Source organism: Sphingopyxis sp. (genome assembly GCF_050916055.1).
Classification (GTDB): domain Bacteria; phylum Pseudomonadota; class Alphaproteobacteria; order Sphingomonadales; family Sphingomonadaceae; genus Sphingopyxis.
Map to the genome: position 1 here is coordinate 104138 of NZ_CP051527.1, position 12740 is coordinate 116877.

At 66.2% G+C, this 12740-nt stretch carries 7 protein-coding genes; 1 reads left to right on the top strand and 6 read right to left on the bottom strand.

Features of this window, described 5'->3' with window-relative positions:
* Positions 1–2 precede the first annotated feature (2 nt).
* Both HEQ22_RS00510 and HEQ22_RS00515 read right to left on the bottom strand, forming a co-directional pair.
* Positions 3–1091 carry a PepSY-associated TM helix domain-containing protein gene (locus tag HEQ22_RS00510; RefSeq protein ID WP_432770910.1) on the bottom strand — a complete coding sequence of 363 codons (1089 nt, stop codon included), beginning with the start codon at positions 1089–1091 and terminating at the stop codon, positions 3–5.
* 154 nt (positions 1092–1245) lie between these two features.
* Positions 1246–3384, bottom strand: coding sequence for a TonB-dependent receptor (locus HEQ22_RS00515; protein WP_432769253.1), 2139 nt, complete (start codon positions 3382–3384; stop codon positions 1246–1248).
* Between the two features lie 271 nt (positions 3385–3655).
* Here HEQ22_RS00515 and HEQ22_RS00520 point away from each other — a divergent pair, with 271 nt between their 5' ends.
* On the top strand, positions 3656–5965 hold the full coding sequence (locus tag HEQ22_RS00520) for a patatin-like protein (protein ID WP_432770911.1): 2310 nt from the start codon (positions 3656–3658) through the stop codon (positions 5963–5965).
* Between the two features lie 12 nt (positions 5966–5977).
* Here HEQ22_RS00520 and HEQ22_RS00525 read toward each other — a convergent pair whose 3' ends face one another.
* From HEQ22_RS00525 to clpX, 4 genes are all read right to left on the bottom strand, one after another.
* Positions 5978–6937: an MBL fold metallo-hydrolase gene (locus tag HEQ22_RS00525; protein ID WP_432769254.1), complete on the bottom strand. Its 960-nt coding sequence runs from the start codon at positions 6935–6937 to the stop codon at positions 5978–5980.
* 112 nt (positions 6938–7049) lie between these two features.
* Positions 7050–10523: a TonB-dependent receptor gene (locus HEQ22_RS00530; protein ID WP_432769255.1), complete on the bottom strand. Its 3474-nt coding sequence runs from the start codon at positions 10521–10523 to the stop codon at positions 7050–7052.
* 320 nt (positions 10524–10843) lie between these two features.
* Complete coding sequence (locus HEQ22_RS00535; protein ID WP_432769256.1) at positions 10844–11443, bottom strand: hypothetical protein; 600 nt, start codon at positions 11441–11443, stop codon at positions 10844–10846.
* Positions 11440–12711: an ATP-dependent Clp protease ATP-binding subunit ClpX gene (clpX, locus tag HEQ22_RS00540; RefSeq protein WP_432769257.1), complete on the bottom strand. Its 1272-nt coding sequence runs from the start codon at positions 12709–12711 to the stop codon at positions 11440–11442. The genes HEQ22_RS00535 and clpX overlap by 4 nt, the downstream gene beginning before the upstream one ends.
* Between the last annotated feature and the right edge of the window lie 29 nt (positions 12712–12740).

The following is a 12740-nucleotide window of genomic DNA, read 5'->3' on the forward strand; positions in this document are numbered from 1 at the left end:
CGTCATTGGCTTGTCGCCAAAGCCGCCTTCCCCGCCGCGCGTTTCGTCGCCTTCGGCCGCCTGAACCAGAAGCTCCACACCGCAAGGCTACCGAGCAGCGTCAGCGACAGGCCCGAACCCGTCAGCAAGATATGCCACGCCCAGCCGCCGACTTTCGATGCGTGGATCGGGAAGGCCATGTTGAACGCCTGCGCGCCGCCGGGCATCGCCAGCGCATCGCGCGATGCGAGCACGGCGCCGGTCGCCGCATCGAACCACAAGGTCGTGCGGCCGTTGGGCAGCCATTCGGCGGGCTGTTTCATGCGCAGGCTGATCGGGTCGTTGGCTTTGCGCGGCAGGCTGAGGATACGGAACTCGGCGGCGGGGAAGCGGCGGTGCGCTTCGGTGAGCATTGCGGTGTAATCGGGCGTTTCGGTGAGCGGGCCGCCGCTGTATTTTGGTGGCTCGAGCGCCTTGGCGGTTTCGGCGACCGGGCCGAAGGGGACTACGACTCCCAATGCGAAGGGGCGGAAGATCATCATCGTGCCGGTGACGATCGAGATCAGCAGCAACGGTGCGACGACGATGCCGAGGTCGCGGTGGTGCATGACGATCGACGGACGGCTCATCCGCTTGGGCCAGAGGCGCAGCTGGAAGGTCCGCCGCGTCCGCCACCATAGGATCGCGCCGCTGATCACGAAGAACAGCCCGCTCAGTCCGGCGACGCCGATCACCCATTCGCCGCTGTCGCCGGCGAAGAGATGGTGGTGGAAGTCGAAAATCCAGAGCTCAGGCCGTTCCCACTGGCTCGTCCAGCGTGTGACGATGTCGCCCGACTGGCTGGCATAGGCGCCGGCGCCCTCGGCAAAGCGCAGCTGGTGCAATCCGAAGCGGTCGTCGGCGTAGATGATGCCCTGCGCGCCGGGCGTCGCCATCAGCCGTTCGGTGGTCGCGGCCACCGTGGCGAGGTCGCCGCGCAGCGGATCGCCGCTGCCCGGCACTCCGATCCACAGATGTTCATAGAGCAGGATCGTGCCCGACAGGCCGAGCAGCGCGAGGACGAGGCCGATCAGTCCCCCGGTCCAGCGGTGCAGCGTGTCGAGCAGGGTCATCATTTAAACGCCGTGCCTGATTTCAAAAAGCTGCCGTGCTCCCGCGAAGGCGGGAGTCCATCTCCGGTCGGCGCCATTTTGAACCCACCGGCGATGGGTCCCCGCCATCGCAGGGACGCGGGGTTTATCGAACCGATGATCGATGACAGCAGCATCAGAACCGATAATCCCACCCGAGCGTGAAGCTGCGTCCGCGGCCCGCGAAGTTGAAGAAATTGTCGGTCGGGCGCTGGGTGTCGCTCGCGTAGCTGATATATTGCTTGTCGAAGAGATTCTGCACCGCGAGGCTGATCCCGCCGAGGCCGGTCTGGTAGCGGACGATCGCGTCGGTGAGATTATAGCCTTCGAAATCGTTGCGCGCGTCGCGGTTCGGGCCGCGGAAGGTCCGCGCCAGATAGAATTGCGTCTGCACGCGCGCCGAGAAGCGGCCCTTTGCATAGGCCGCGGCCAGGTTCAGCCGGTCGGGCGAGATGTTGGCGCCGTCGAGGTCGGTTTCGACCACGCCGTCCTCGTCATCGTCGAACTGGCCCAGGATATGCGCATAGCCCATCGACAGCGCCAGCCCGTCGATCGGCAACTTGACCGCGAGGTTGATCTCCAGCCCCTCGATCTCGACGCGCTGACGCAGCACTTCGAAAATGCCGTCGGGCCGCGCGATGAGCAGCTGTCCCTTCTTGCTCGACGACCAGAAATAGGTCGCGCTGGCGTCGAGCGGGCCGCGCTTCACCTCGACCCCCAGTTCGCGGTTGTTCGAGACGATCGGCGAGATGTCGAGGAAATCGTCGATGTCGACCCCGGCGGTGCTCACCGCGCGGGTGATGCGGCCGACGTCGGGAACGGTGTATCCCTCGGCATAGCTGGCGTAGGCGCGGATGCCCTCGACCGGCTCGACGATGACGCCGCCGTTGAGCAAGATGTCGTCGAAGGTCGGGCTGCCGCCGGCGACGAAGGTGCTGCCCGACGAGGCGAGCGTCGTATAATCGTCGATCGTGATCTTTACATTTTCATAGCGCGCGCCGCCGGCGAGGCGGACGAGGCCATCGAACAATTTGAGGTTCGCCTGCCCGAACGGCGCGAGGCTGCGAAAATCGGTCGGCGGCACCCAGGCGCGGTCGGTCGCGATCAGCCGCTGCTCGGTGGTGTCCCACAGCGCGTCGAAGCCGGCGATCAGCGTCAGCGCCTCGAACCCCGGCAGCGCGCGTTCATAGCTGAGCTTGCCGCCGAGCTTGCGGCTGCGGTTCTGCGACTGGTCGAACAAGGTGCCGACGGGGGCGATCGCGGCGTCCTGGAAGGTGGCGATCGGGTTGGGTTCGCCGCCGAAGGTGTCGCGGCTGCGGTTCCAGAAGATCTGGCTGACGAAATTGCCGCCGCCGAGGTCGGGATCCGTCAGCGACAGCGCGACGCTTTCGGTGCGGCCGGTGGCGGGGATGCCCGGCGGGGTGCCGCGGCGCTGGCTGGTCGGCAGGCCGGTGGCGCGGCTGCCCGGGACGACCTCATAATCGCCATCGCCCTCAAGCTCGAAGCGGCTGGCGATCAGGTCGAGCCGCATCGTGTCGGTGACTTCGTAGCCGAAGCGCCCGAACAGCGAGAGCGTCCTGCTATCCTGGGTTTCGCCCTGTGTCAGGTTGATCCCGACCGGGCGCCCCTCGCCATCGCGGAAGATGCCGCGCACTTCGTAGGTCGCGCCGACCGAGGCGTCGAAGCGCCCGGTCTTGTACTGGACCAGCCCGGCGACCTTGCCGCCCATGCCGGCCTTGGAAAATTCATCGTCGGCGGTGCCTTGGAGCAGCGCGCGGCCGCTGATACCCTCACTGGCCGGTGCGCCGACGGTGACCTGGTTGACGATGCCGCCGGTGCCACCAATCCCCTGGAGGGCGTTCGACCCGAAGATCAGTTCGACGCGGTCGACGAAAAAGCCGTCGATGGTGAAGCCGTCGCGGCTGCCGTCGCGCAGCGGCGTAGATTGCGGAATGCCGTTGATCGCATAGAGCGGCGAGCGTCCGCGCAGCGTCTCGCCCGCGCCCGACAGTTTCTGGCGTGTCGGCGAGAAACTGGGGGACAAGGTCGCGACCGCGTCGGTGACCGAACCCGAAATCGCCAGCTGCTGGTCGAGCGCATCCTTGTCGATGATGTCGATGGTCAGCGGCAGCGCGCTCGGGGGCAGGATGGTGCGCGCGGCGGTGACGATGATCGTGCTTTCGCCGGTGGCGGTATCGTCGTCGGCCTCCTGCGCGAAGGCGGGAGCGGACAGCGCGGTGGACGCCAGCGCGGCGACGAGCATTTTGCGAATCATTCTTAACTCCTGTTGGGAGCGCCGCTAATGCGAAGGATTTGCAGATGCAAGGGCTTTCGCGCCGAAGTTGGCGGTTATCGGCTACGGCTCGGGGGCGCTGCTCAACCCCGTTCGTGTCGAGCGCAGTCGAGACACGTGAGGCCATGCACGAACGCAATGTGTCTCGACTTCGCTCGACACGAACGGAAATCGAGGGCGACGCTTTTACTCCCAGACAGACCTTTCGGCGGAGAGGGTGACGTCGCACCCCAAACCGCGCTACACCCTTCGCATGCGGGAAAAGGAACTGCGCTTCGCCCTGATTTGCTACGGCGGCATCAGCCTCGCGGTCTATATGCACGGCATCACCAAGGAAGTGTGGCGGCTGGCCGCGGCGTCGCGCGCGGTGCACGATGGCGCGCCGCTGACCGGGTCGGGGGCGGTCTATGGCGACCTGCTGAGCGCGATCGCGGCGGCGAGCAACGTCCGGCTGCGCGTGCTGGCGGACATCGTCGCGGGGGCGAGCGCGGGAGGGATCAACGGCATTTTCCTGGCGCGTGCGCTGGCCACCGGGCAGTCGCTCGACCCGCTCACCGACCTGTGGCTCGACAGCGCCGACGTCGACCGGCTGATCGACCCCGACGCGCGGCCGCTGTCGGCGGCGACCAAATTCTGGGCGGTGCCGATCGCCGGCTGGATGATGAAAAAGCGCGGCAACGTGATCGACCGCACCGTCGGCGCCGCGGCGCAGGACGAGGTGCGCGCCAAGCTGTCGCGCTTCGTCCGCGCGCGCTGGTTCGAACCGCCGTTCGGCGGCGAGACCTTTGTGAACTTGCTGCTCGATGCGTTCGAGGCGATGGAGCAGGGGCCGCGCGGGCCGGTGCTCGTCCCCGCCGGTCAGCCGGTCGACCTGTTCGTGTCGGTGACCGATTTTGGCGGGCATAGCGTGCCGCTGGCGCTCAACAGCCCGCCGCGGGTGACCGAGGACGAGCATCGGCTGATGCTGCATTTTCGCGAGGACAGCCGCACCGGCGCGCGGCTCGACGATGTGCCGGGGCTGACCGCCGCGGCGCGCGCGACCGCGAGCTTTCCGGGTGCGTTCCCCCCGTTCACCTTGCGCGAACTCGACCGGGTGCTGGGCAAGCGGGCGATCGACTGGCCGGGGCGCGACACTTTCATCCGCACCCAGCTGCCCACCGCGAGCGAGGGCGACCCTGCCGACCGGGTGCTGATCGACGGATCGGTGCTCGCCAACGCGCCGTTCCGCCCGGCGATCGCTGCGCTGAAGCAGCGGCCGGCGCGGCGCGAAATCGACCGGCGCTTCATCTATATCGACCCCAAGCCCGATTATCGCTCGATCAGCTTTGGCAAGCCGGCGGCGAGCGAGGCGGCCGAGGTGCCGGGTTTCCTGCCGACGATCCTTGGCGCGCTGTCCGAAATTCCGCGCGAACAGCCGATCCGCGAGAATGTCGAGGCGATCGAGGCGATGTCGCGGCGCATCCGCCGGATGCAGCATATCGTCGATGCGATGAAGGTCGAGGTCGAGGAACAGGTGGCGGCTTTGTTCGGCAGCACCTTTTTCCTCGACACGCCGACGGTGGCGCGGCTGAACAAATGGCGCGCCAAGGCGCAGGAGCAGGCGGCGACGCGCGCCGGTTTCGCTTATGCGCCCTATGGCCATCTGAAGCTGTCGGCGGTGATCGAGGATATGGCGGGGCTGATCGACCGGCTGTCGCCGCCCGAGGGCGCGGTACACCGGTCGAACCGGCGGCTGGCGCTGTGGAACGAAGCGCGGTCGCGCGGGCTCGACAGGATTTCGGGCAAGCGCGGCGCCGGGGCGAGCGACGATGCGATCGCCTTTTTCCGCACCCACGATCTGGGCTTCCGGATCCGGCGGCTGCGGTTCCTCGCGCGCGAGCTCGACACCGCGGTCGAGGCGACGCGCGACGGGCGCGACCCGGTGTGCGAGGACATGCGCGACGCGATCTTCTCCGCGCTGGGCCTGTATCTCGATCGCCAGAGCGACAGCTGGCTCGCCGACCTCGACCTGCCCGCCGACGCCGGGCCGGGCGAGCGGATCGATGCGATTGCGGCGCGGCGCGATTTGCCGGCGATCGACGGCGAGGCCGACGCGCTGATCGCGGCCGGGCTTGCCGCGATGCCCAAGGACGACCGCCGCACGCTGCTGCTCGCCTATCTCGGCTATCCCTTTTACGACATTGCGACGCTGCCGCTACTGCAGGGGGAGGGTTTCGACGAGTTCGACCCGATCAAGATCGACCGCATCTCGCCCTCCGACGCGACCGCGATCCGCAGCGGCGGTGCGGCGGCGATGCTGAAGGGGATCGAGTTCAACAGCTTCGGCGCCTTTTTCAGCCGCGCCTATCGCGAGAACGACTATCTGTGGGGGCGGCTGCACGGTGCCGACAGACTCATCGACATCGTCGCGTCAAGCGTGACCGGCGAAGGGGCGTTGGCGGCGGCCGAACTGGCGGCGCTCAAGCGCCGCGCCTTCCATGCGATCCTCGACGAGGAGGAGGGGCGGCTGCCCAAGGTCGCGGCGTTGATTGCCGAATTGCGGGGCGAGATCGGGGCGCTCTAAGCCCTTATGGGCTCAATGCGAATGCGTTTCCGCGCCATGGTCGTGCGCGCCCATGATGTCTTTCGACCGGTCGGGCTGGACGCCATGCGGATGGCCGCGTTCGCTGTTGAAGATCGCGGCGACGAAGGCGTCGCCCGAAATGAAACCGCCCTTCACCTCATATTTCGCCGCGGGTTTCATTGCCTGGACCTGCGCCAGCGTTTGCCCTGCCGCCTTGGCGCTTTCGACCGCGGCGATCACCTCGGCGAGCATCGCGCGATAGGCGGCAAGATCGGCCTTGGTCGCGAGCGGGCCGTGGCCGGGGATGATGACGCTTTTGTCGTCGGCGAGGCCCAGCACCCGGTCGGCGGCGGCGAGCACGCCATAGGCCGAGCCGCCGCTGCTGAGGTCGATATAGGGCAGGGTGACCTTGTGGAAAAACAGGTCGCCCATGTGGAAGGCGTTCGCGGTTTTCCAGTGGAGGATCGAATCGCCGTCGGTGTGCGCGTGCGGCGCGTGCATCACCTGCACCGTGTCGCCGTTGAGGTGCAGCGTGATACCGTCGTGATAGGTCAGCACCGGCAGCGCCTGCTTCGGCGCCGGTGCGGCGCTGCCGCCGCGATGGACGCTGCCTTCGGCGAGCCGCTCGCGGACATGGTCGTGCGCGATGATCATCGCCCCCGCCTTGCCGAAATTCTCGTTCCCGCCGCTGTGGTCGCCGTGCCAGTGGGTGTTGATCAGCCATTTCGCGGGCGGCGCGCCGAGCGCCGCGATCGCAGCCTCGATCTTCGGGGTCAGCGGCGCATATTGGTCGTCGACCAGGATCGTGCCGTCGGCGCCGTGGCTGACCGCGATATTGCCGCCGGCCCCGAACAGCACCGCAAGACCCGGCGTCACCGGTTCGGTGCGAATTTCGACTTTCGAGACGTCCTGCGCCGTCGCGGGCAGCGGGGCGAGGAGGGTAGCGACGGCGAGGAGGGCGGCGCGGACCATGATGAGGAGCCTTTGACGGGGACGGGAGCGCGACGGTAGCAGGGTGCCGGGGAAAGAAAAGGGGCGCGGGAGTTGCCCCCCGCGCCCCTGATTTTCGTGACCGCCGCGACGATCAGAATTCGTAGGAAACGCCGACCTTCAGGCGCCACACCGACGACGACACGTTGATCTGGTTGTCCTCTGCGAACGCCTGATCGTTGAAGCCGCTGATGATATACTGGCCCGTCGCCGTATCGACGCCGCCGGTGGCGAGATCCTGGAGCCCCGCGAAGTTGCGGCGGCGCTGGACGTTCCAGTCCTGGTCGAGGAAGTTCAGGAAATTGTCCATCGTCGCATAGAGCTTGATCTTGTCGTTGCGACCGAACAGGCGGCCCGGCCCCGGCAGTTCCTGCGAGAAGCTGAGGTCGACGTCGAAATACCAGTCGTTCGAGCAGGTGTTGCGATCGATCGTCCGTCCCAGATATTTCTTGGCGCAGCCGAGGTTGCTGGCGAAATCGACCAGCTGCTGCACCGCCGCCAGGTTCGAACCACCGGTCTGGACGCCCGCCCCGTTGAAGATCGGCTGGCGGATGTTCGGATCGTTGATGCCGGTCGGAATATAGAGCAGCGCGTTTTCAAAGCCCGAGGCGCTGTCGTTGAAGACGCCGCCGCCGGTAAAGGTCAGGCTGTACGGACGACCCGAGCGGGCGATGAAGCTGACCGCGAAGCGGGTCGACAGATCCTCGAAGAATTCCTCGCGGAAGGCGAGGCGCGACGAGATGTTGTGCGTGCTGCTGTAGAAGCTGCGGCTCGCCGCGGGGTTCTGGCGATCAGACGCGGCGACGAGGTCATAGTTCGACCCCGCCGTCGAGTTGTACATGCTGCGGCGATCCTGCGCGTCGGTATAGGCATAGCCGACGTTGAAATCGACGTTGCCGTTTTCGGTGAACAGGCCGCCGTCGAAGGTCTTCGACAGGATGAACGACGCGTTGTGGCTGCGGAACCCGGCGCTGTTGGTCAGCTGGAGTTCGTCGTCGCGGCCGGTAGCCGGCGAGAAACAGCCTGCGTTGACATTTTCATAGACCGGTCCGGGGTTCAGACCGACCAGCACCGCGTCGCAACCAGCCGCATTCGGATCGATCGAACGATAGATCGGACGACCGTCGACGGTGTAGCCGTCGATACCGAGCGCCGGGTTCACCGTCTGCGACAGATCGACCAGGGTGAACGGGTTGCGATATTTGCTGTAGATATAGTCGAGGTTGAGGTTCCAGCCACTGAAGAAGCCCGACGGGGCGAAATTCAGTTCCGACGAGAAGCCGATGTTGGCGCGCAGCACCGACGGCATCTTGATGTTCGGGCTGATCGACTGGGTGTCGCCGAGGCCGCGCGCGGCGTTGTTCGACGCCGACTGCTGGAAGCAGGCGGGAACGCCGGTGAACTGGCCGCCGGTGACGACGTCGATCTGGCCATTGGCATCCTTGATGGGCGCACATTGCGCGTCGTTCGTCGTGCCGGTCGCGAAGCCGCGGCCGTCGTTCTGGAACGCGTTGCCGAACCACACGAGCGGATCGCCGCCCGAGAAGATGCCGACGCCGGCGGTCAGCTTCGGCCGGCCGAACATGGCGAAATCGTCCATGTCATAGGTCAGCGCGACGCGCGGCATGACGATCGGAGGCAAGTTGCTGAACGCGGTGGTGTTCGAGAAGCCGTAGCGTTGCAGGAACACCGGGTTGAGGTTCGGCTGGCCGCCCGAATACCAGTCGGCGCGGACGCCGATCACGGCGTTCAACCGGTCGCTGACTTCCCAGTCGTCCTGCGCGAAGATCGAGAAGGCGGTGCGCTTGAAGGCGGCGGCCGCATCGGTGACGACGCCGGTGGCGGTGAAATTGCCCTCGGCGCCCACCGCATCGCCGTCGGCGATTTGCTGGGCGGTCGGGTTGGTAAAGGAACCGCCGGACAGCAGACCGGCGCGCAGATCGTCGATATTCTCGAAATAGAGGGTGCCGGTGGCGTTCTGGACGAACAGGTTGAACAGGTCGGCCTGGTTCATTTCGAACCCGACCTTGATCTGATGGGCGCCCTTGTCGAGCTTGCCGACGGCGCGGAAGGCATCGACCTGGGTGCGAAGGTCATTGGCCGCGCGCGAGAAGCCGGGTCCGGCGAGCACCTGGCCGAAGCTGGTGCCGTCCTGGCTTTCGACGCCGACGATGATGCGCGGGATCGGATTGTCCGACTGCGCTTCGCCGCCGCCGATCGGGTCTTGGCGGTCGGTGATCTTCGACCGCGAATAGCGCAGTTCGGTCGAGAATTCGTCCGACCACTGCGAATAGAGGCGCGCCGAATAATAATCCGACACCGTGCCGCTGAGGTAGAAGGTGTTGAGGCCGGTGACGCGCGGATTGGTCGACGAGCTGCTGAAGTCGTCGGCGCGGGTCGAGGCTTCCTCAAGCCGCTGATAGGTCAGTTCGAGGCGATGGTCGTCGTTGACCTGCCAGTCGAGGCGACCGAAGTAACGATCGTTTTCGAACGGGCGGCTGCGGACCAGCGGGCCGGTTTCGATGCCATAGACGCTGCTAAGCACGTCCGACACTTCGTTGAACGCAGCGACCGGGACGCCGCTGATTTCGTTGGCGTAACCCGCGCCTGCCGGGCCGTCGTCCTGCGACTGGCCGGCTTCCTGGTGCTCATAGGCGCCGAAGAAGAACAGGCGATCCTTGATGAGCGGGCCGCCGAGCCAGGCGCCCCAGCGCTTTTCGGGCTCGATCGGTGCGACCGGCTGGCCGGCGACATTGTTGCCGCGCAGGCCGTTGTCCGAATATTCGAAGAAGCCGCCGAACTGATAGTCGTTCGTGCCCGATTTGGTGACGACGTTGATCGCGCAGCCGGTGAAGGCGCCGTAATCGACGTCGAACGGCGCGAACTGGACCTGCGTTTCGCGGACCGCGTCATAGGGGATCGGGGTCGAACTGCGCGACGAGAAGCCGGTGTCGTTGAGGCCGTAGATGTCGCCCTGGCTGATCCCGTCGACGGTGAAGGCGTTGCCGCGGTCGTTGCCGCCGAGGCACGAGATGCGGTCCTGGCCCGAGCCGCCGTCGTCGCGGTCGAGGCTGACGCGCGGGTCGAGGCGGATGATGTCGCGGACGTCACGGTTGAACGACGGCGCGCTGGCGAGGACTTCGGTGGTGAAGCTGGTGCCGGGACCGACTTCGAGCTGGGTCACGCGGACGCGGCTGCCGGTAACGACGATTTCGCCGCCGCCCGAGGTCAGCGCGAAGGTGAGGTCGGTGCTGCCCTGCAGCGTGGTGTAGATATCCTGGAGCGACTGGCCTTCGTAGCTGTCGGCGTTGACGCTGACGCTGTAGGGGCCGCCGGTGGTCAGGCCGGTGGTCGAGAAGCGGCCGTCGGCGCCGGTCGTGATCGTGCGCGCGGCGCCGGTGCGGGTGTCGGTGATGACGACGGTCGCGCCGCCGATCGCCGCGCCGCTGTCGTCGTTGACCTGGCCCTGGATGCCGGTGGTGATCTGCTGCGCCTGCGCGGGCGCCGCGACGACGGTGGCGACGCTGATCGCCATCAGGCTCGCAGCGATCGAATAACGAAGTTTCATGACAGGATGTCCCCTTTTTGGTGTCTTGCGGCCGGCGCGACGAGGGGCGCGCTTGACCTGCGAGCGCCCCTGAAGCCCGCATGTGGCACGATTGTGACAGCAAATGTGACAGTGCAAGCGGTGCCGGGCGGCGTGCGACGCCGAGGTGCAAAAAACGCATGATTTGCGTCGCGCGCGCCGACTTATCCACAAGCGAGCGCGTCTTTTTCCCGACTAGTGTTGCTGCAATGCAACAATTTCAGACGGCAGCGGCGTGCGAGTCGTTTCGATGGCATCGCCGCGAGGGTGGCCGACGTCGCCGGCTGCCCAAGGTTCTGGCCCTAGCGTGCCGGCGGCAATGGACCCATGTTGACCGCCCTGACGGCCGCCGCGGTCCGCACCGTCAGGTCGGGTGTCGGCGGCGACGGCATGGTGGCGCGGATCTTGATCAGCCAATCGCCACGTTTGACGACATAATATCCGGTTTTCAGACTTTTATCGCGCAAGCGTCCGTCGAACCAGCCGCTCCTGAGATCGGTGGCGCTCACCGCCATGCCGTCGGGTGCGAGCGCGGGGCTGGCGGCGAAGGTGTCGGTTATCGCCGCCGAGATGTCGTCCGCGGTTTCCGCGATCGTCATGTCGCCGGCGGGATAGACAAAGATATCGACCCACGCATCGCCCGTGGCGCCGCCGGTCGCGCTATAGGTCACCGACACGTCACCGGGGCCGAACACCGTGACCTTGCGGGCCGGCATGTCGCCGAGGCTGCTGGGAAAGACATAGCCCGAGGGTCGGTGCCGAAACCGCTCCCCGTCGCGCTGTACATCGGTCGAATCGACAACCTCTGCCACCGGGGTGGCCACCGGTTGGGCATGAACGGGCAGGGCGATAAGGAGCGCGGCACCGGCGGCGAAGGCCAGCGGTAGCGCGCGCCCGATCAAGCGGCGTCGCCCGCCGCTTCCTTCGCCTTGTCGGCATAGACCTTGACCGGATCCTTGCGGCCTTCGACGACATCCTTGTCGACGACGATCTCGACCACATCGGTGAGGTCGGGCAGGTCGAACATCGTGTCGAGCAGGATCGCCTCGACGATCGAGCGCAGCCCGCGCGCGCCCGTCTTGCGTTCGATCGCCTTTTTGGCGACCGCGACCAGCGCGTCGTCGGTAAAGGTCAGCACGACCTCTTCGAGATCGAACAGCTTGCGATATTGCTTCACCAGCGCGTTCTTCGGCTCGCCGAGGATCTTGACCAGCGCGTCGATGTCGAGATCCTCGAGCGTCGCGATCACCGGCAGGCGGCCGACGAATTCGGGGATCAGGCCGAATTTCAGCAGATCCTCGGGCTCGATGCTTTTCAGCACTTCGCCCATGCGGCGCTCGTCGGGGCCGGCGACATGCGCGCCGAAACCGATCGACTTGCCCTGCAGGCGGTCGCCGATGATCTTTTCGAGGCCGCTGAACGCGCCGCCGGCGATGAACAATATGTTCGTCGTGTCGACCTGGAGGAATTCCTGCTGCGGATGCTTGCGCCCGCCCTGCGGCGGCACCGACGCGGTCGTGCCTTCCATCAGCTTGAGCAGCGCCTGCTGCACGCCTTCGCCCGACACGTCGCGGGTGATCGAGGGGTTTTCGGCCTTGCGGCTGATCTTGTCGATCTCATCGATGTAGACGATGCCGCGCTGCGCCTTTTCGACGTTGTAGTCGGACGACTGGAGCAGCTTGAGGATGATATTCTCGACATCCTCGCCGACATAGCCGGCCTCGGTCAGCGTCGTGGCGTCGGCCATGGTGAAAGGCACATCGAGGAAGCGCGCGAGCGTCTGCGCGAGCAGGGTCTTGCCGCTGCCGGTCGGACCGACGAGCAGGATGTTCGACTTCGCCAGTTCGACGTCGTCGCCGCGGCCCGAGTTGGCGAGCCGCTTGTAATGATTGTGCACCGCGACCGACAGCACGCGCTTGGCGGTGTTCTGGCCGATGACATAGCTGTCGAGATGCTGGCAGATTTCGAGCGGCGTCGGCACCGCGCCGTCCTTGCGCGCGGCAACCCCGCCCTTGATCTCTTCGCGGATGATATCGTTGCACAGTTCGACGCATTCGTCGCAGATGAACACGGTCGGCCCGGCAATCAGCTTGCGGACTTCGTGCTGCGACTTGCCGCAGAAGGAGCAGTAAAGAGTGCTCTTGCCGTCCGAGCCGCTCAATTTGGTCATAAAACTTCCCTTGGCAGGCGCCGAAATGG